The organism is Palleniella intestinalis, assembly GCF_013166595.1.
Taxonomy (GTDB): Bacteria; Bacteroidota; Bacteroidia; order Bacteroidales; family Bacteroidaceae; genus Prevotella; species Prevotella intestinalis.
Genome location: NZ_JABKKG010000010.1, coordinates 25,564 through 46,194, shown reverse-complemented (window position 1 = coordinate 46,194; position 20,631 = coordinate 25,564). Strand labels below are relative to the sequence as shown.

Genomic DNA, 20,631 nt, shown 5'->3' with positions numbered 1-20,631 from the left:
TTATGACTCGAACTATTACATGGAAAAAAGGTATGAGGCTGAGTGCCGAACTGTTTACAGCAGCAGACGGCGCGATGCTCGATGTGATAAGGCAGGCCGTCTTGGTATCTGCAAGCGGACGATATGGCTTGTATAAAACAGCAGCTCCTTTTGAATTGGCTTTGAACATTACAAGCAATATGGTTGAGGTTATTTCATTGACGTGCAATGCTGTTACAAAGAATGGCACTCTGATAGATATAAATTTTGACTCTTCCTACACAAATACTTTTGATTCGAGGGTTGCCATTCCTGCTAATGCTACGGATGAAGCCTATTTGTTGGTTATTCGGATGCACCCGGGTGAGTGGCGGGGTATCAATGAGGCATATTCTGAAGCCAAATACACATTTGAATTGGTTGGCGAGAACTCTCCGATTGATGACAATTGCTTGCCAATAGCTGCGATTGTCAACCAATATGGATGGCGTATGAACGAGGACGACTTTGTGCCACCGTGCATGACAATCACTGCTCATGCGAAATTCATGAACTTATGGCACAGGGCAACTGAACAAATGGCTGCGTTATGTAATGCGTGTGCAGCGGGAAAGAAAACAAGAGCTAAGACATTACTTGCGGCAACATGGCATAGTGCAAAAAATACTCAGGTTAGATTAGAAAAAGAGAGAGAATTTCTTTCACCGGAATCACTATTTGCTATCATTCAGTCTTTCGTTGCAGACTTCTGCATTGGTTGTGCTATGGAAGAAGGCATTAGTTTGGAAGATGCTGAGCCATTTGAGTTGTACGCTAATCAGCCTTTGAATAAACGGACAATATATAGGGATATTGAAAAAGGGCTTTCCCTGTGTGCGGAAATCGTTCCGAAGATTGAAGCTGTTGGCAAGTTGGTTGAAGAGCCGGAACCGGAACCTGTTCCTGCACCCAAACCAAAGCCGAGACCGAATCCTCAACCTAATCCAGACACAGGTAGGAACGACAGACATCCTATTATTGAAATATAAAAAGCATGAATGAATTTATTTCCATACCATTGAACATAAGGCAAGAACCACATCTTCAGATAGAATGCTATCGAGGAGATGTGGAGGCGAGCATTGATAATTTTCTTGAGTTGGTTGTGTTCACACCGAAGGGGGCGTTTGATGCAGACCCTGATTTCGGTTTTGAATATTGGAATCATGAAGGGACAAACATCAGTTTGAGAGAGTTTAATAACAGTTATATGTCATTCGATGCTCCTGCCGGTTTGCAGAATGAGACAACAAGAACCCAATGTGAGAATAGCTTGAAACAGAGCATTCTCACATACGAGCCAAGGCTTAAACAGCCGGAAGTGAAGATAGAACTCAATGTGAATACCGGTAACAGAACTCGCAAATTGCAATCCAAATACGAGATGTGCATACAAGTACTCGGATATATTGATGATGGTATGGGAATGGGACGGCAGTATGAGAAGAAAATAGTCTTCCTTGTCGAGCCGACAGCAAAGAAATCCATTTAAGAAAATGTTATGGATATAAATATCGAGCAACGGATTAAAGATATTACAGCAAAACTGTATGATGATGGCGTCGCATTGGACGACCCTATCGCAAAACTGATGCTTACCACGCTGACATATCAGGCGGAACGAATAGTCGATGAGATTCGTGCTTTGCCTCGCAAGGTAACTGAACGCTTATGTGATGTTTTTATTCCTAATGACAAACTTGCGGCTATGCCGGCGTTAGCCCTCGTGCAAGTTTTTCTGAAACAGAAAAAGATGCAAGAGGCAAAGTGGATGAGTGAGAATGCCATGTTCAGCTATAAGACATCAAATGCCAAACATCCGTTGAATTATATCCCTGTATTCAAAAATCTTATAGTGCCTTGCAACAAGAAACATATTCTCACTTCGCACATACTAAAGTCTGATGATGAGGTCTCTCCCGTAACAATGGGTCACAAGGGACATGTATGGCTTGGCATAGAGTCTGATGCGGATTTCGATACATTGTGCGGATTATCTCTGTTAGTGCGTGGCACAAATGGGCTTGCGCCAAAGCACATTTACGTTGGTTCTGAACAGACAGAATTGCAATTCGCAACTATGGAGCGGATGGAAGACATCCCAATGTTGGAACCATTTGACTCGCAACAATCGTCAAAAGCATTCTTTGCGATAATAAACGAATGGAGAAATGCCTTGACGGAAATGCATGACGATTGTCTGCTGTGCATTACAGACAACAAAACAGACAGAGATCTGTTTAAGGGACGTGCTTATCCAAAAGCCTTCCAGCAGTCATTGGAAAGCAATGACTTGGACCGCTTCCAACCGAATACCTTGTGGTTGTTATTGGATTTTGGGGAGCAGTATGAGATTCCGGATAAAATAGATGTTCTTGTAAATGTAGTGCCTGTTGCAAATATCAACATAAACAATGTAACATTAACGCAGTCATCTCCAATAGCAAAACTGACTAAAGAGGATGATGCTTATTTTGTCAGCGTGCAACAGACATCCACGGCAAGTTTTCGACAAGGTTTTGATAAGGTTGAAGACGAGATTGTAATTCGCGATTTTGATGCGTCATGTTATGACAATAATGCCTTGTTTGCTGAAGTGCGCAGCCTTTACAATCATTTCATGGATGACTACTACGCTTTCTTGGCATACAATGGTATCAAAGACGGTGAAGCAATACGGCAGTTACGTGAGTCTGTGAATAATATTGGCAAGTCTGTCATTGCAGGTTTCACTCCTGATGACAAGTTTGATGGTGGTGTCTATGCCATGAGGCATATAAATATGGCAGACCAAAGTACGACTACAAAGGTTTCTTATCTGACAACACATGGTAAAAGGGGAAATGCACCTAAGGTCGGTCAGAAAATGGATAACAGGAAAGAAGCCGCCTTTGAGAAGGAGGCTGTCGTGGTTGCTGATGCAATGTGTGGCACAGACAAGCCAAATGCAGACATGCGTTATGAACTGTTGCGCTATTACACATTGACAGAAGACCGTCTTTATACAAAGATGGACATTGATGCCTTTTTACGCAAGGAAATCTTATTTGAGTTCGGCAAGGATGAATATCCCCGTATATCATTCACCATTACTGTTGAAGGCGCTGCAGGTGCCCGTGGTCTTCAACGTGGTCTTTACATTGATGTAATGTTCAAAGACAAGAAGAATTACATGAAAGCGGTGGAAAGTGGGTTTGATCATAAATTGCAACAACGTATAGCTAACCGTTCTTGCATCTCTATGCCGATAATAGTCACATTAAAATCTTTGGAAGAATAGATTATGGCAAATGTAATGATTAATATTAAACCCTTATTGGTAGAGTTGTCACATACAGATGTCAAAGCCTTATTGAAAGGATTGAAAAATGAATCCAAAATTTTAAGGGAGTGGAACGAACTTATTTTGGAACTAAATAAGATTGCAGGCAAATTAGCTAAAGGGGAAAAACTTGGAAATGAGTTGCATCATTTGCGGGGTGTTACAAAAAGCTTTAGCGTAGCGGAGCTAGGTAGCATGCTCCCTGGACCGATAGGTATAGGTTGCTCATTAGCCTTGGCTATAGTTTGCTTGTTTCCTCCATTAGATGCAATTGGGTTTGTTTTGAATCTTATGGGGTGTATCCCCTTCTTAAAAACGGCTTCAAAATCATTGAAGCCAATATTGAAAAATTTGATAAAAGAAGCACTGAATAACCCCGTCGTAAAAGGTTATATGCGTGGTGGAAGAGATTCTGCAAGATGGAATATTATGTTTAATGGTGATTATGCAAAGAGAATGTATAGGAAGATTACAGGAGGAACACAAAATGAAATTTCAAAAATATCATCATCGCCAAGTTATTCTATTCAAAACAAGAAAATAGGGGCTGAACATTTCATACATGATACACCTTATGAGGGGTTCAGTGCTAAAAACATATTTGCAGGGGAACAGGAAATACAAAGAACGATAGTAATGCAAAGACCTGTAACAAATGTCCCCAAACAAAATTGTTCTTATTATTTCATAAAAGGACTCACGATATATTGATTTATGACATTTCGAATAATACTTATATTTATGTCTTTTCTCTATGCTAATGTTACGTTTTCTCAATCTTCATCCGATGTGCAGTCCTATATTGCAAAATACAAATCCATTGCATTGCAGAACGAGAAGGATTATGGCGTTCCGGCGACAATTACGTTGGCGCAGGGAATACTTGAATCAGGTGCAGGGACAAGTTCGCTGACAAGAAACACGAACAACCATTTTGGCATCAAGGCTCTTGGAGGCTGGAATGGCAGCGTCTATTATGCGTGGGATGACGAAACATGCAAAAGCCGTTTCCGCTGTTATAAGAATGCTGAGGACTCATATACTGACCACGCAAGACTTTTATCCACAAGCAGGTTCTATAAGCACCTTCTCTGCATAAGTGTCTATGACTACCGCAAGTGGGCGGCAGGCTTGAAGAAAGCCGGTTATGCTACAGCACCTAATTATGCGAAAGCATTGATTGGCATTATCGACAGCTATAAGCTGTATGCCATAAATGGTGGCGTGAAGTTACGCCCGGGCAAGACTGTCGTTGTCACAACCTATAAGGAGCAGACAAAACCGGTCTTTGAGGTTGATTGTGAAATGCCTGAGACAGAAGTGTCGGAAGAGCAGGAAATCATTCAAAATTCAGCAAAGCGATACATTGTCCGTATCAATGATTGCCATTGCACAACGTTAAATCCCGGAGAGACATTAGCCTATGTCGCCCGCAAGCACAATGTCTCAATAACGGATCTGCTGAAATTCAATGAAGTCGATGTGGAAGCACAGATAACGGAAGGTGACATTGTTTTCCTTGAAAAGAAGAAGAGACATTATGAGGGAGCGCAAGACTACTATATAGCACAAGATGATGAGACCCTGTATGAAGTGTCCCAACAGTTTGGCATTCAGTTGCACCAATTGGCAAAACTTAATGGATTAAGTGGTTTTGTCCGATTGAAGCCTGGGAAAAGGATTATGCTGAAATAAAATGGCAAGCACCTGCGTCCAATGGGATAGCACGCTCTGTATCGTGCGGTATGCTCTTGTTGCGTGCCAACATTAAAACGAATTTACTTCACAAATCATAATTATGACATTTGATATTGAATCTTTTATAGAAAAAGGCAAACTGTTTGACAATAGATATAAGTTGTTGAGGCCGTTAAGTTCTGACGGCGGCACTGCTGATGTCTGGCTGGCATTGGATGCAAACACCATAGACGAGGTTTATGATGAGGCAGAGGATGATGTCGTTCGTCAGGAAGAGTCCGGTATCCAAGTCGCGATAAAGATTTATCGTCCAAAGAATGCCATGGATATTGGCGAACAGAGATTCCGTGATGAGTTCAAGATTGTCTTCAACTGCCACCACACCAACCTTGTGCAGCCCATCAACTTCTCGATTTACGAAGGCATCCCTTATTTGGTCTTGCCTTTCTGCGCCAATGGCTCTTCTGAGAAACTGCAAGGAAAAGTGCATGATGCGGATGAGCTATGGCGCTATATCAGTGATGTTTCTGCCGGTTTGAATTACTTGCATTCCGTTAACCCGACCATTGTCCACCATGACATCAAACCTGCAAATATCTTGATTGATGATGGTGGTAACTTTGTAATCACAGACTTCGGCATCAGCTCGCACAGCGGCAACAACAGGGATGGCTATGAGGACAGCCAAAGTGGCACTATGGCATATATGGCACCGGAACGCTTTGGAGAAGATTACGAGTCTTCTCCCGAAAGCGATATATGGAGTTTCGGTGCTACTGTGTATGAGTTGATAACAGGAGAAGTGCCGTTTGGCGAAAATGGAGGAGGAACGCAGGCGGAGAATGATGCAGAGCCTCCGAAGATAGAGGAGAATGTTCCTAAATACATCAAGCGGCTGGTACATGACTGCCTGTCTCTTGAACCGTCAAAACGTCCCTCTGCCCAGACTATATACAGGGCTGCCCAAAGCAGGAAATATCCTTTGTGGAGTACACGAAAGAAAGCCATTGTCAGCGGTGGCGTGTGTGCAGTGTTGGCTGCTTTGGCTTTTTGTCTGATTCCGACGGAAGAGAAGAAACCTTCTCCAAAACCGATAAGTATAGAGGAACGTTACAGCCAGGCTTTGTCAATGCTGGACAGCAAGGAAAAAACAACCATGGAGAGAGGGCTTGCATTGCTGGACAGTCTGAGCAGCAAAGGCTATGTTCCTGCCACCTACGAGTTGGCACATACCTATGGCTGGTATTCGGACAGTGTGTCGCTAATGAGAAAATCAGTTCTTGGCATCGAGGTTTATCCTGATAATACTGTTGATAAGTATCTGCCAAAATCATACACAATAAACAACAGGGCTATCGGATTGCTGGCAAGGATTGAGGAAGCCAATGATTCATCCTACACTTGCATAAACGCAGAGGCGTTGTACCGCCTGGCATGCTATTATTTCAATACGGACAAGGTTGTGTCGCAGAACACCCGGAGAGCGGAGAAGCTGTTGAAAAAGGCATACGCTTGGGCAGAACTTTGCGATGACAGAGTCCTTATGGACAAAATAGCCAATGGACTAAAGGCTGTGGATGGGAAAAAGTGATGCAGATATGTCTCAAATAATATAACATAATTCAATGAAACGATTGATTCTTACAACAACTTTGTGTTGCTCTTTTTTGATAGGATATGCGCAACTTGCGAAGTGGCTGGTTAAACCTGCCTATGACGGCATAGAGGTAAAGGCTGACAATAGTGTTATTGCAACCGACTCTGCCGGTACAACGGTATTATGGAATTTTGAGGGAAAGCGTCTGTTTCAGACATCTTCCAAAGTTCTGAGTTATAAGGAAGGTCATGCTTTGGTTGTGAACAAAGACGAAAAGACGATAGTCGGAATAGTGGATTTGAAAGGCGCTTTCACTTCCATTCCGCAGTCTGCAATAATCTATGGCTCGGAATTCCGGGACGGATATGTGGCATTTGTTTCTGATAGCAAATATGGCTACATCTCAAAAGACGGCAAGCGCATAGTCCTTGACGATGCAGCCAGGGCGTGGCCTGTACATGACGGATTGGCTCCTGTGCTGAAGTACCAGCAGCCGGACAAGAGGAAAGACCCGTATTTCTGCTATTACTCCCCACAGGATAAAAATGTCTCATACACAGCAAAAGGGAAGCCTTTCTCTCCTGAGGACATTATGTTCTTGTCCGGAGTAAACAAGGACGGCAAAGGCATTGCCGTCATAAAGAACAAATTGTTTTGGTTCTCTGCCGGCAGTCTGGATTTCGAGCCAATCATCAAAACCGATGGGCAGACAGTGAAAGAGCACCACTTGGTTGTGGACGGTGACTACGAACAGTACTTTGAGCATCTGCCGAATTCTGGTGTGCGGATTAAGGCAAAGATAGGCAAGAAGGGGAGTGCTTATTTCACATTTACCGAAGAATTGGTTCCTGACACTATAATGTTCAATGGTGATATCCATGTCACAGCCGCAGATGTAGAAGCAAAAGTCCGGTACAAGTCGGATTTCGGAAAGGTTGAAAATGGCGGTAAGCATGGATTGGCTTATAAAGGAAAGGATTTCCTGCCTTGCCAATTTGAGGCAATAGGACTGCTGTATGATAAATGCGCTTTCGTCAAGACACGTGGCAAGTGGGGCATATTGAAGGCATACGATGACTTGGACTTGAGGTTAAGCATCAACAAGGGTGATGACATACCGTTCCGTCATCAGAAGTTTGAGACACAGATAAGGCTTGATTTGCCATCGTCTATCTCTGCCGATGAGGCTCGCATCGAAATACCAATGTCCTCCGGCTGCGTGATTGACAAGACTTCCAGAGAGAAGAAAGACACGGAGAGCGGCAATTTTGTACAATACAACTGCACTTTGAACATTCCGGACTCTTTGCCTGACGTTATTACAACAATATCATATCCGTTTACTGTTTCATACGACGGCATAACCTTGTTCGAACGAAAGAAGGATGTCAGGGCGTGGCACTATAAATATTATAATGTGGACCATATGGATTCTGAGACGACAATCTCGAATGGTGTGGCTACTTTTACAGTAAATATCAATGCAGAAAAGCTGGTTGGTGAGAATGACTACCCGTTTGAAATCAGTGTACAGGCTGACAATATTAGTGCCACGTATGAGAAAATATCAGAGACAAGGTACAAGTGCACCGTGTCAAACCTCCAAGAAGGGAACAATACGCTCAATATCTGTGTGATAGAGAAAGGTTGCCCTCCGTCTGTGTTCCCATTTGAGATTACTTATGTGAAGCCTGTGCCAAAGAAGAAGAAACAGGAGTCTGTCGTGATTCGCAAGAAGTCCCCTGTTGTTTCCGGGCAGAAAAAGGTTGTTCCTCGGTTAGAGATTTAGGCAGTGATGAAGTTTTATTCCATATCTTGCAAAGGCTTGTCCCACTCTTGCAATGAAGACTCCTTTGCTGCTACAGACAATATGGCTGTGGTTGCAGACGGAATGGGAGGGGAGAATGCCGGTGAGGTAGCATCTCATCTGGTAGTCGAGAATCTGCTGCTCGGACTTAAGAACCGGGACTTTGCACGCATGACAGAGTCCGAAATCTTCAAGTGCATGTCCGGCATGTTCGTCAAATGTGATTCTTTTATACGAGAATATTCCATGGAGCATGCAGAGACTGCCGGCATGGGGACTACAGCGGTAGTCGCGCAATTCATCGGACCGTACATGTATGTCTGTTGGTGTGGTGACAGCCGGTGCTTTGTATATAATACGGATTTGAAGAGAATCACATTCTCGACACGCGACCATTCTTATGTGCAGGAACTGATAGACAACGGGAAAATAGGTGTCCGGGAATCCTTTGCCCACCCGGATAATAACATGATTACAAGGTTTGTAGGTGGAGGAGATGAGTATGTTGTCCCTGAGTGCGCGAGACATGAATGTGCAGATGGCGATATAATAATCCTATGCAGCGACGGCTTGACAGGCTATTGCACCAATGAGGAAATCATGGCAACAATAACAAGTGCCGGGGACAATCCGAAAGAAATCTGTGATAATCTGCGGCAACTTGCAATAAGGCGTGGTAGTGAGGATGATGTTACTATTATGGTTGGTTCCCCGAAAAGCAAATCTGGTTGGACGGAATACTTTCCTTTCAATCTGTTCAAGAAATAAGTGCCGGCTGTCATGCCATTATGTATGGTTTGGTGAAAGGTAACCTTTCGCACTACAAACCGTTACCATTTACAACACAAAGTGTTACCTTTTGTATGACAAAAGGTAACACTTTGTGTTGTAAAGAATAATGTGAAAATAAACCGCTGATTATCAAGTGTTTCGGAAGCCTGTCTCTGCGCTGCGGAGATGAAGGGTAGCAAACCGGCGGTTTCGGATTACAGGTTTTGTGAATGAAAGCATTCAAGCCACAGGTCTGCCATTTTCTTGTGGGCGGCAGGGGTAGGGTGGATGCCGTCCCAAAGCCAGTATTGCTTGGAAGGAGCGGTCAGTGAGTCGAACATCTCTCTGAAAGGCACAAGTGTGGCGTTATGCTTTGTGGCAAGACGGGCGGTCACTTCTGCCAGTTTGCCTATGAGTTGCTCGCGCAGGGCATAGTCCTCTGCTTCGCCACGCTTGCCCACTTTCCCGACGAAAGGGGTGCACAGCATCAGGCGGACACCGGGAAACTGCTGCTTTGTCATCGTGAGAAGATTGTCGTAACGCCTTTCCCAACCCTTCAGGTCGAACTCTTTCTCTCCGCTCTCCAGGAACAGTGCCACGTCATTTGTGCCGATGAGCACTGACAGCACGTCAGGCTTCATCTCCATGCAGTTATTCTGCCAATGCTTTTCGAGGTCTGCCAGCGTGTAACCGCTTATCCCACGGTTGAAGCACTCGTAGCTGCCCGGCTTTTCCGCCATCAGGGTGGCGGCGGAAATCATCATGTAGCTGTGTCCGAAGATGTGGTTCAGGTCCGAGTGGTTCCTGTCCTTGGCTGGAGCCATGCTCCCTCCGCTCCTGCCCCATCCTCCGTCGGTGACGGAGTCACCTAAATAGAGTATGCGCAGAGGGGAGGCGAGAATGATTGCCGGAAATGCAAGGGATGTAAGTAAAAGTTTCAGTCTTTTCATTTCTTCTTGTGTGATAAAGTTATACGGAATGTTATTGGCTTGTTGTCAGCAGATGCGTTTTCCGGCAGGGTGATGTGCAGGGCTTCCGCTGTTTGCTTGAATCTGATGCCGCCACCGCCTAAGAGTTCCACCTTGGAAATTCTCCCTGCGGAGGTTTTGCCGAGAGCCTCGACGGTGGTTTTCCCTGCTTTCGGGCGCAGCATGAACATATAGACATTGCCGTCTTTTTGTGTGAAGCGCATGTCTCCCTCCGCATCTTTCTTCCATGCCCTGCTGCCATAGACCGCCTCGCCGTTGGTGCGCAGCCATTCGCCTATTGTGCGTAAGATGAGCTGCTGGTCTGCGGGGATTGTGCCGTCAGACTTCGGGGAAACGTTAAGGCACAGGTTGCCGTTGCGCGAAATGTTGTTGATGAGGCTGCGGATGATGCCTTCCGCCGACTGCAGTCTCAGTCCCTCCACGTATCCGAACTTATGCCCGATAGGGTCATCCACCTGCCAATAATAGTCAGTCTGCTCCTTTGGCGCGCGGCTCATGCGCTCGAAATCGCGGATAGTGCCGTAGAGATAGGCATCGCTCTTTGTGGTCAGTGAGACAGGTTTGCCCCATTCCGTGGCACGGTTGTAATAGTAGGCGGCGAGGCGCAGCTTTATCGGGTCAAGGCTGCGGCTGTTGATTCCGTTGTCGAAATAGACAAGGTCAGGGCGATAGTTGTCGATTATCTCCTGACAACGTGCCAGCCATTCCTCGAGGAAGGCCCGGCTTTGCGGAGCTTCCTTGCCCTCCATAACCTCCTCCTGTGTAGGTCCCATTGCCGAAGCTTTTGTATTGTCGGGCTTCTGTGGCGGGCCGTAGAAATCAGCGTATTCAGGGTCGTAGAGGTCATGTTCCTTCGCATTTGTCGGATACATGAAGTCCCAATGTTCGATGCGGTGGTTGGAGATTCCGAATTTCATCCCTTCGGCGCGCACCGCCTTTGCGAGTTCGCCGATGACATCACGCTTCGGGCCCATTTGCTTCGCGTTCCAGCGAGTGAGTTTGCTGTCGTACATGGCGAAGCCGTCATGATGCTCGGCTGTCGGTATGACGTATGTTGCCCCGGCTTCCTTGAACAGTTCCGCCCACTCCTCAGGATTGAATTTCTCAGCCTTGAACAGTGGGATGAATTCCTTGTACCCGAAATCTTTCGGGTTGCCCCAATGGTCGATGTGATGTTGCAGCATTCCGCCATACATGTGGCGCGGATACCATTCGCTCCCTGCTGCCGGTACGCTGTACACTCCCCAATGGATGAAGATTCCGAACTTGCCGTCGATGAACCATTGCGGTGTCTTGTAATTCTCTTTGATAGACTCCCACGAGTCGGTGTAAGGACCGGGAGGGATGTCTGCCGCCTTTCCTCCCGGCAGAGTGATGGTCTTTCGTGCCGGCGGGTCGGAGTCTTCTTGCACAGGAGTGGCACAGATGATAGCCGGCAATGCAAGCGATGCAAGCAAAAGTCTGAGTTTTTTCATGTCTGTTTTTGTATTTAGGGTTTTATATTATTTGTTAGTCTTTCCGTCAATGGCGGTTCTGTATGGCAGCAATGAGTATGGGCATTGTGCGTATATAGTCGGTTTTGGGTGCAAATATAATACAATTTGTCCGAAATTATGGCGATGATGTCGGTATTGTCCTATATAATATCGTTTGCGTCCTCAACAGTGGAAAGACGAGTCTCACTACCGATGGGTGTGCTTATACTCCTAAAATCAAACAGGTTGTGCGGTATGTGGCAGGAGTCGTGCCTGTTGTTTTGCGGAACAGCCGGATGAAGTAAGAGTGGTCGTCAAAGCCTGTCCGTGAGGCAATCTGCTTTATGTTCAGGTCAGTTGTGGCAAGGAGAGTCTCCGCCAGCTCAATCTTGCGGTGGTTGATGTATTGCAGGGGCGATTCTCCATAGTCGGCCTTGAACAGGCGGATGAAATGGTCTTTTGAGAGAGAGGACATTTCCGCCAGTTCGTCTATTGTGATGTTTTTGTGCAGGTTATGCCGTATGTATCTCGCCACTTTTGCCATTCTGCCGTCGTGTAGCATTCCGATAGGACGGGATTTCTCCATGAAGCGCGACAGCAGTTGGGTGATGATTCCGTTTGATTCCATCCTCACCGCCATGCTGCCGGTATGGTTTGCAGCCACGGAGTGCATTAGTGAAGTGGCGTTGTCGTAGCTGTCAGGATTGGATTGCGCCAAGCGCTTCTCATTGTTGATGACGCATAGCCGCCGGAAGAGGAGCGCGTCGATTTCCTCCGCTTTCATCTTGTCAGGGAAAGCATAATTCTCAAACAGTCCGTCTTCCTTGTCCGTCTGCTCATAGATATGGGCGTAATAATGTGTGAAAGGCCCGTCACAACGGTTGCTGTGCGTGGTGAAGGGCGGGACGATATACAGGAAGCCCGGATGCAGCAGTGATTTGTGGTCGTTGAATACAATCTCAGCGTTTCCCTCCACCACGTAATATATGCGGGCGAAAGGGCTGCGGACATTTTTCCAGTTCCAGTCCCCGTTATGTTGTGCAATGCCTGCGTGAAGCAAAATCGTGTTCATTTGAGTATGTTTTGTTTCTGTTTGCGTTGAAGTTTGTAAGAGTGCATCCTTTTGTGCCATCTCTTGTACAGCTTGTTTATGGGAGAGGCTGCTTTTGCCATGTATTGCCATGTCTTATGCAAAGTTACGTTTTTTTCCGTTAATTTGTATTTTGCGGCTTGTTTTTTTGTTGTGTGAGGGATAAATATGTTTCTTTTGTCATTTATTATGATGAATGGATACACATTAAATACAAATATTAGGATGAAGTTATACATTATAATATATATAGTTCTTTGTATGCGAGGGGAGTGGAGATGTATGAAAAAATTTTTGAAAATACATTATGCCAAATGTTATTAAAACATAAAATACGGTTTTTGGTAGTCAAATATTCTTTATTTTGCTTTTTTTTTGCTACTTTTGCAGTGAATTGCGTTGGCGACAATGCTTTGTTACCGCAGACGCTGAACCTAATTAACCCCCAAAAGTAATGAGTTTTATTAATACAAAGAAAATTTTATTTGCATTCATAATTCTATTCGTAGCCGTATCATCCGTATCAGCTCAGGACATGCTTGCCCGTCAGGCACCTGTCGACAGGAAGATGAAGGCCGTGGACACCCTGACACTGAAACGTCTTATAAATCGCGAGCAGGCCGCTTCGCCTGCGGCAGAGCTTTATGAGGATTGGGACAACACTTACGCCCATAGAGCGACAGAACTCCCGGATTCGTTTAAAATCAATCTCCGGAACTTTTGCATGCCTACACCGTCCCGCGTCATAACCTCCAATTTCGGTGCGCGTTGGGGACGCCAGCATAAAGGACTTGACTTGAAAGTGTATATCGGCGACACAATCCGTGCAGCGTTCAGCGGCAGGGTCCGCATTGTAAGGTACGAGGCACGCGGCTACGGACATTACGTGGTCATCCGTCACAATAATGGTCTTGAGACAACATACGCACACATGAGCAAGTCGCTTGTGGAGGAGAACCAGCCGATAAAGGCGGGAGAGGTTGTCGGACTTGGTGGCAATACGGGACGAAGCACCGGTTCGCATCTGCATTTCGAGACACGTCTTTGCGGTGTTGCCCTAAACCCGGCACTGTTCTTTGACTTCCGCAATCAGGATGTCGTAGGCGACTATTACATGTTCCGCCGCGACAGTTATCAGGAGGAAGGCCGTGAGGCGACAGCTTTGCGTGGCAAGGTCGGCAATGGAAGCTATACACGTGAGCAGGTGACCGGCAAGCCGGATGATGCGGAAAGCACGGAGGGGCAGCAGTATGCTGAGACCCCACGCTACCATAAGGTGCGCCGTGGTGAGACGCTATCCTCAATCGCCAAGAAACGTGGTACCACCATCGAGAACATCTGCCGTCTCAACCGTATAGGCAAAGTCAAGCGCCTGAAGGTCGGACAGATACTGCGCTTCTCGTAAGAAATGGAATAAAAAGATATGGGTAGGGTACTGCTGTTAGTTAAAAAAACATAACAGCAGTACTTTGCTTGTCATTATTAGATAGGAAATTTGTAATTTTGCATCCGAAATGTGTGGTATAGATAACCTTAAACTGGATATGAAGTCTCTCCCTGAGGGAGAAAGTGCTGTGGCTGTAAGTCTCGGCAACGACTTTTTTTCAGCATTAGAGGACTCGGAAATAACTCAGGGTGACGTGCGCGTGGATGTGTCTATACGCAAGACCGTCCACTTCTCTGATGTCACTTTCCATGCCATAGGCACAGTCGAAATCCCTTGTGACCGCTGTCTTGACCCGATGGAACAGCCCATTGACGCCATGCAGCATCTCACAGTGAAGTTCGGCAGTGAATACTCTGAAGACGATGACCTCATAACAATCACTGAGGAAGCCCCGGTGCTTGATTTGTCATGGCTCGTCTACGAGGCTATAATCCTCAGTCTGCCCGTCAAGCACGTGCATGCACCTGGAAAATGCAACCGTGCGATGATCCAACTGCTCTCTGAGCACAGCGCCACCCGAAGTGACGACACGGCAGAGGAACTGCAGGAGATAGACCCGCGGTGGAGCGCATTGCAAGAACTGAAACAGCGTTTCAATTGACATGCTTCTGCTGATGGCGCATGCTTATACGGCAAGGCATCAATGTGGAATGGCTAAAAGAACGATAACAAAATTAATCAAATAAAAACATAGAATAAAATGGCACATCCTAAAAGAAGACAGTCAAAGACTCGTACACTTAAGCGTCGTACACACGACAAGGCAGTAGCTCCAACACTTGCAGTTTGCCCTAACTGCGGCTCATACTACGTTTACCACACAGTATGCCCTACTTGTGGACAGTATCGTGGTAAGATTGCCATCGTAAAGGAACTCGCTGATTAATAACCATCATTTACGCGAATGGAAAAAATCAATGCTGTAATCACCGGTGTTGGTGGCTATGTGCCTGAGTATATCCTCACAAACGAGGAACTCTCGCGCATGGTAGATACCAATGACGAATGGATTACAACACGTGTAGGCATAAAGGAACGCCGCATCCTGAAGGAGGAAGGTCTCGGCTCAAGCTATCTTGCGCGTAAGGCTGCAAAGCAGCTTATACGCAAGACAGGTGTTGACCCACAGACAATCGACTGCGTTATTTGCGCCACAACGACATCAGACTACCATTTCCCGTCCAACGCTTCTATCGTTATAGGCAAGCTCGGACTGACCAATGCGCATGGTTTCGATGTCTCTTGTGCATGCTGCGGATTCCTTTACACTGTTGACATGGCTGCTGCTTATGTGCAGAGCGGACGCTACAAGAAAGTTCTTGTCATAGCAGCGGAGAAGATGTCATCAATGGTTGACTATCAGGATCGTCAGACTTGTGTGCTTTTCGGCGACGGCGCAGCATGCGTTCTCGTTGAAGCTTCCACAGAGGAAGGCATGGGCATCCAGGACTCTTTCCTGCGTACAAACGGCATAGGCTTGCCTTACCTTCACATGAAGGCCGGCGGCTCTGTATGTCCTCCGTCACGCTACACTGTTGACCACCGTATGCACTATGTATATCAGGAGGGACGTACAGTCTACCGTTATGCGGTGACAAGCATGTCTGACGATGTCAAGGAGATAATGAAGCGTAACAACCTCACGACTGACGATGTCAATTGGGTTGTACCTCATGAAGCCAACATGCGAATCATTGAAGCTGTTACCAAGCGCCTTGACTTGCCAATGGAGAAGGTGATGGTCAACATCGAGCACTATGGCAACACAAGTGCTGCAAGTATTGCACTCGCGCTTTGGGATTTCGAGAAGAAGTTCAAGAAGGGCGACAATGTGATTTTCACAGCGTTCGGAGCAGGTTTCGTTCACGGTGCTCTTTATCTTAAATGGGCTTACGATGGTGACTCAGTTACAGAAAACAATGCATAAGGCAGGATTCGTTAACATAGTAGGCAATCCTAATGTAGGAAAAAGTACGCTCATGAACCAATTGGTTGGTGAGCGTATTTCTATTGCTACCTTCAAGGCGCAGACTACGCGCCACCGCATCATGGGCATAGTCAATGCGCCTGACATGCAGATTGTCTTCTCTGACACTCCGGGAGTGCTGAAGCCAAACTATAAGTTGCAGGAATCAATGCTTGCCTTCTCCGAGTCTGCACTTGTCGATGCTGATGTGCTCTTGTATGTCACAGACGTTGTGGAGAAGCCTGAGAAGAACGCGGATTTCCTTGCCAAGGTGGCGAAACTGACCATACCGGTCATTCTGCTTGTCAACAAGATAGATGTCAGTGACCAGAAAAGCCTTGGCGACATCGTGGACAAGTGGCATGGACTGCTTCCTAATGCGGAGATTCTCCCAATCTCGGCTAAAAACAAGTTTGGCGTTGATGTCCTCCTGAACCGTATAAAGCAGCTCCTTCCTGACTCACCTCCTTTCTTTGACAAGGAACAGCTTACCGACAAGCCTGCACGCTTCTTCGTCTCAGAGATAATACGCGAGAAGATTCTCCTCTACTACGCAAAAGAGATTCCGTATGCCGTGGAGGTGCGTTGTGAGGCTTTCAAAGAAGATGACAAGAACATCCATATACAGGCAGTCATCTATGTGGAGCGTGACTCGCAGAAAGGCATAATCATCGGACATCAGGGCGTGGCGATAAAGAAAGTAAACATCGAGGCACGCAAGCAGTTGGAGAAATTCTTCGACAAGCACATCTATTTAGAAACATTTGTAAAAGTAGACAAAGACTGGCGCAGCTCAAAGAAAGAGCTTGACAGCTTTGGCTATAACCCCGAATAATATGGCATTAGTAGCAATAGTAGGACGCCCGAATGTGGGCAAGTCCACTCTTTTCAACAGACTTACCAACACTCGCCAGGCTATTGTCAGTGACGTGGCAGGAACAACACGCGACCGACAGTATGGCAAGTGTGAGTGGTGTGGCAGTGAATTCTCTCTGGTTGACACAGGCGGATGGGTGGTCAACTCCGACGATATCTTTGAGGACGCTATCCGCCGTCAGGTGATTGTGGCAACGGAAGAGGCCGACCTTGTGCTCTTCGTCGTTGACATAAAGAACGGTGTGACAGACTGGGATGAGGATGTGGCGATGATTCTCCGCCGCACAAAGCTCCCTGTCGTGCTTGTTGCCAACAAGGCTGACAACAATGTGGACAACTACTATGCTGCGGAGTTCTACTCTCTCGGTCTTGGCGAGCCGCAGACAGTGTCGGCAGCCACAGGTTCAGGCACAGGTGATTTGCTTGACCTTGTTGTGGAGAAGCTCCCGAATGCAGAGAAAGAGGTGATGGAGAGCATCCCGCGTTTTGCCGTTGTAGGACGTCCAAACGCAGGAAAATCCTCAATCATCAATGCATTCATAGGCGAGGAGCGTAACATCGTTACCGAGATTGCAGGCACGACACGCGACTCTATCTACACAAAGTACGACAAGTTCGGCTTTAATTTCTACCTTGTCGACACAGCGGGAATACGCCGCAAGAACAAGGTCACCGAGGACTTGGAGTTCTATTCCGTGATGCGTTCCATACGCGCCATAGAGAACTCCGACGTCTGCATCCTCATGATTGACGCCACAAGAGGCATCGAGGCCCAGGACATGAACATCTTCCAGCTCATACAGCGCAACAACAAGTCGCTTGTCGTGGTTGTCAACAAGTGGGACCTTGTGGAAGACAAGTCGCAGATCGCGATAAAGACCTTCGAGAATGCCATCCGAAACCGCATGGCCCCGTTTGTCGATTTCCCTATAATCTTCGCCTCCGCATTGACAAAGCAGCGCATCTTCAAAGTGCTTGAGACCGCACAGCGAGTGTACGCAAACCGCAAGGCGCGTGTCGGAACGACAAAGCTCAACGAGGTCATGCTCCCTCTCATTGAGGCATTCCCACCGCCATCAATCAAGGGAAAGTACATCAAGATAAAGTACTGCGCGCAGCTTCCTGAGACACAGATACCGTCTTTCGTGTTCTATGCCAACCTGCCACAGTACGTCAAGGAGCCTTACAAGCGCTTCCTTGAAAACAAGATACGTGAGAACTGGGAGATGACAGGTTCTCCGATAAATGTATTCATACGCCAGAAATAAGCAGTGAAGGGTGGGGAAGTGTACCCGCCTTTCGCTGTATTTATACAGCCGTAACGGCAAAACTAACACCACGGACATGAAACGAATGAGATTCATAACGCTCTTAACCGCCTTCGCCCTCCTCGCGGCAGGCTGCAACAAAGGCGAGAGCTTGGAAGAAATAGAGGCTCGCGCAGGCAACACGGCGGTGGAATACTACAAGCTGCTGCTTGCAGAGGACTACGAGGATTTCGTCAGCGGAATGCTTGGCGGAGACTCGCTCCCTCCCGTATACAAGGAGCAGATGATTGCCAATGCCGCAATGTTCATGCAGCAGCAGAAGGAGGAGCACAAAGGCATAAAGGCGATAACGCTGAGCAGTTGCAAGGCAGACACCGCCCAACATACAGCCGATGCGTTCCTCTACATCCATTTCGCCGACTCGCTGAAAGAGGTGGTCAATGTGCCGCTCGTGGAGAGAAACGGCGTGTGGTACATGAGATGACAGCAGTGCCCCGCCTTTCGATGATTAACAAAAGCTATCGATATACCGAGATGTCGCTATATCGTATCAACCTTAACATAACGCAATGAACAACTTCACATTCTATTCTCCTACCGAATTCGTCTTCGGCAAGGAAACTGACAATAACGTAGGCTCACTTTGCCGCCGATATGGCGCAAAGCGAGTCCTCGTCGTTTATGGCGGACAGTCTGCAAAGAAAAGCGGATTGCTCGACCGAGTGTTTGCAAGCCTTGAGGCTGAAGGACTTACGTTCGCAGAGCTTGGAGGCATACAGCCCAACCCGACCGACGGAAAAGTCTACGAAGGCATAGAGCTTGTACGGAAGGAGAACGCCGACTTCGTCCTCGCTGTCGGCGGCGGTTCGGTCATCGACACAGCAAAAGCCATCTGTGCCGGTGTGCCTTACGACGGCGATTTCTGGGACTTCTTCATAGGTAAGGCAACCATCCGGGCTGCACTCCCTGTGGCTGTCGTGCTCACAATCCCGGCAGCAGGCTCGGAAGGCTCAGGCAATGCTGTCATCACACGTGAGGCAACGCTGCAGAAGCTCGGCATAAAGGCAAAGATGCTCCTTCGCCCGAAGTTTGCCGTGATGAATCCGGAACTGACCTTCACGCTCCCCGCATGGCAGACAGCCAGCGGCATAGCCGACATGATGGCGCACATCCTTGAGCGTTATCTCTCGAACAATGCCGACATCTTCATCGGCGAACGCCTTTGCGAAGGCGCACTGCTTGCCATCATGGACGCTGCGCCGCGTGTCATGGCAAACCCTTGCGACTACGGAGCGCGTGCAAACATCATGTGGAGCGGTATGGTGGCGCATAACGACACCTGCTCCTGCGGCATGGACGAAGACTGGTCATGCCATGCCATAGAGCACGAACTTTCCGCACTCTACAATGTCACTCACGGCGCAGGACTTGCGGTTATGTTCCCTGCGTTCCTGACGTACATGGCGAAGCACCACCCTGCAAAGGTGTGCCGGCTTGCCGTCCGTGTGTTCGGAGTTTCTCCGGAAGGAAAGAATGACGAACAAATAGCGTTGGAGGGTGTCGCACGCATGAAAGCGTTCTTCAAGGATGTGCTCCGGCTCCCTGTCACGCTCGGTGAGCTCGGCATAGAGAATCCCGACATCGCCACCCTTGTCCGCAAGCTCCATGAGAACAAGGGCAATCCGTTCGGATTCTATTATAGCCTTACACCGGAAATCACAGAAGAGATTTACCGTCTCGCGATGTGATTCCGGCAATATACCGATTGGTTGGTGTCCGCCAGACATATACAACACGTTGTCTTCACCTGTTTCCGTTGTATATGTCCGGCGGACACCTTTGATTTTCAGCCTTTGTGAAGACTGCCGCCTGACGAGGCTCGTGTGTACGAGGCACTTTGTGAACCGGCAAAGACAACGAGAGAATTTTATTTCGGCTGTTTTTGATAACGTTTTGGTGCGACATGATATAGTTTCGGCGGCGCGTTACAGAATTTCGGCGGCGTGCTACAGAATTTCGGCGGCGCGCTACAAAATTTCGGCAGCGTGGAACAAAATTTCGGCGGCGTGGAAAAAAAAATGCGCGCCGCCGAAAAAAAATTGCGCGGCGTGGAACATATTACAAAAATAATGCTGATTGTTTTGTGTACGGCAAAACACGCAAATACCTCTCTTATTATGTGCGCAACGTACGTATGTTTCTGTGCAGAGAACCGCACCGGCTACTTTCACCGCCGGTGCGGTTTTCAAGGCAAGCCCCTTTTGAAGAAAAAAATCATAAGATGAGGATATATAAGGGCTTTGCTGC

Annotated in this window: 20 protein-coding genes; 17 read left to right on the top strand and 3 right to left on the bottom strand. The window is 47.1% G+C overall.

The features are described from left to right. Positions 1–2 precede the first annotated feature (2 nt). From HPS57_RS12275 to HPS57_RS12240, 8 genes are all read left to right on the top strand, one after another. Positions 3–1,007: a type VI secretion system baseplate subunit TssK gene (locus HPS57_RS12275; protein WP_172183516.1), complete on the top strand. Its 1,005-nt coding sequence runs from the start codon at positions 3–5 to the stop codon at positions 1,005–1,007. Between the two features lie 5 nt (positions 1,008–1,012). Continuing rightward, positions 1,013–1,510, top strand: coding sequence for a GPW/gp25 family protein (locus HPS57_RS12270; protein ID WP_172183514.1), 498 nt, complete (start codon positions 1,013–1,015; stop codon positions 1,508–1,510). A gap of 9 nt (positions 1,511–1,519) precedes the next feature. After that, a complete protein-coding gene (locus tag HPS57_RS12265) occupies positions 1,520–3,298 on the top strand; it encodes a hypothetical protein (protein WP_172183512.1) in 1,779 nt (592 codons plus the stop codon). Positions 3,299–3,301: 3 nt separating this feature from the next. Beyond that, positions 3,302–4,051, top strand: a complete 750-nt coding sequence (locus HPS57_RS12260; RefSeq protein ID WP_172183510.1) for a hypothetical protein — start codon at positions 3,302–3,304, stop codon at positions 4,049–4,051. 30 nt (positions 4,052–4,081) lie between these two features. Continuing rightward, on the top strand, positions 4,082–5,035 hold the full coding sequence (locus HPS57_RS12255) for a glucosaminidase domain-containing protein (protein WP_172183508.1): 954 nt from the start codon (positions 4,082–4,084) through the stop codon (positions 5,033–5,035). 103 nt (positions 5,036–5,138) lie between these two features. Continuing rightward, positions 5,139–6,629 (top strand): serine/threonine-protein kinase, encoded by a 1,491-nt coding sequence (locus HPS57_RS12250; RefSeq protein WP_172183506.1) that lies wholly within the window; start codon positions 5,139–5,141, stop codon positions 6,627–6,629. 34 nt (positions 6,630–6,663) lie between these two features. Beyond that, positions 6,664–8,424, top strand: a complete 1,761-nt coding sequence (locus tag HPS57_RS12245) for a hypothetical protein (protein WP_172183504.1) — start codon at positions 6,664–6,666, stop codon at positions 8,422–8,424. Between the two features lie 6 nt (positions 8,425–8,430). Further along, complete coding sequence (locus HPS57_RS12240; RefSeq protein ID WP_256378298.1) at positions 8,431–9,210, top strand: PP2C family protein-serine/threonine phosphatase; 780 nt, start codon at positions 8,431–8,433, stop codon at positions 9,208–9,210. Positions 9,211–9,428: 218 nt separating this feature from the next. Here the strand turns inward: HPS57_RS12240 and HPS57_RS12235 are convergent, their stop codons facing one another. From HPS57_RS12235 to HPS57_RS12225, 3 genes are all read right to left on the bottom strand, one after another. Next, positions 9,429–10,163 (bottom strand): SGNH/GDSL hydrolase family protein, encoded by a 735-nt coding sequence (locus tag HPS57_RS12235; RefSeq protein ID WP_172183500.1) that lies wholly within the window; start codon positions 10,161–10,163, stop codon positions 9,429–9,431. Next, complete coding sequence (locus tag HPS57_RS12230; RefSeq protein WP_216653410.1) at positions 10,160–11,677, bottom strand: alpha-L-fucosidase; 1,518 nt, start codon at positions 11,675–11,677, stop codon at positions 10,160–10,162. Before HPS57_RS12230 ends, HPS57_RS12235 begins: the two co-directional genes overlap by 4 nt. A 223-nt stretch (positions 11,678–11,900) precedes the next feature. Next, positions 11,901–12,749 carry an AraC family transcriptional regulator gene (locus HPS57_RS12225; RefSeq protein ID WP_172183498.1) on the bottom strand — a complete coding sequence of 283 codons (849 nt, stop codon included), beginning with the start codon at positions 12,747–12,749 and terminating at the stop codon, positions 11,901–11,903. A 472-nt stretch (positions 12,750–13,221) separates the two neighbouring features. On the opposite strand from HPS57_RS12225, the gene HPS57_RS12220 reads away from it, so the two are divergent. The 9 genes from HPS57_RS12220 to HPS57_RS12180 all read left to right on the top strand — a co-directional run bounded on the left by HPS57_RS12220 (position 13,222) and on the right by HPS57_RS12180 (position 20,609). Next, positions 13,222–14,172 carry a peptidoglycan DD-metalloendopeptidase family protein gene (locus HPS57_RS12220; RefSeq protein ID WP_172183495.1) on the top strand — a complete coding sequence of 317 codons (951 nt, stop codon included), beginning with the start codon at positions 13,222–13,224 and terminating at the stop codon, positions 14,170–14,172. Between the two features lie 109 nt (positions 14,173–14,281). Next, a complete protein-coding gene (locus HPS57_RS12215) occupies positions 14,282–14,815 on the top strand; it encodes a YceD family protein (protein WP_172183492.1) in 534 nt (177 codons plus the stop codon). Positions 14,816–14,914: 99 nt separating this feature from the next. Continuing rightward, positions 14,915–15,100 carry a 50S ribosomal protein L32 gene (gene rpmF / locus HPS57_RS12210; protein WP_135939618.1) on the top strand — a complete coding sequence of 62 codons (186 nt, stop codon included), beginning with the start codon at positions 14,915–14,917 and terminating at the stop codon, positions 15,098–15,100. Between the two features lie 18 nt (positions 15,101–15,118). Continuing rightward, positions 15,119–16,141 (top strand): beta-ketoacyl-ACP synthase III, encoded by a 1,023-nt coding sequence (locus HPS57_RS12205; RefSeq protein WP_135939619.1) that lies wholly within the window; start codon positions 15,119–15,121, stop codon positions 16,139–16,141. Further along, the gene (era, locus tag HPS57_RS12200; protein ID WP_172183489.1) at positions 16,134–17,015 is read left to right on the top strand and encodes a GTPase Era; all 882 of its coding nucleotides are present in this window, start codon (positions 16,134–16,136) and stop codon (positions 17,013–17,015) included. The genes HPS57_RS12205 and era overlap by 8 nt, the downstream gene beginning before the upstream one ends. A 1-nt stretch (position 17,016) precedes the next feature. Beyond that, complete coding sequence (gene der, locus HPS57_RS12195) at positions 17,017–18,324, top strand: ribosome biogenesis GTPase Der (RefSeq protein WP_172183487.1); 1,308 nt, start codon at positions 17,017–17,019, stop codon at positions 18,322–18,324. A 76-nt stretch (positions 18,325–18,400) separates the two neighbouring features. Then, positions 18,401–18,808, top strand: coding sequence for a hypothetical protein (locus tag HPS57_RS12190; protein ID WP_253946553.1), 408 nt, complete (start codon positions 18,401–18,403; stop codon positions 18,806–18,808). An 85-nt stretch (positions 18,809–18,893) separates the two neighbouring features. Next, complete coding sequence (locus tag HPS57_RS12185; protein WP_172183484.1) at positions 18,894–20,072, top strand: iron-containing alcohol dehydrogenase; 1,179 nt, start codon at positions 18,894–18,896, stop codon at positions 20,070–20,072. A gap of 255 nt (positions 20,073–20,327) precedes the next feature. After that, positions 20,328–20,609 carry a hypothetical protein gene (locus HPS57_RS12180; protein ID WP_172183481.1) on the top strand — a complete coding sequence of 94 codons (282 nt, stop codon included), beginning with the start codon at positions 20,328–20,330 and terminating at the stop codon, positions 20,607–20,609. The last annotated feature ends 22 nt before the right edge of the window (positions 20,610–20,631 follow it).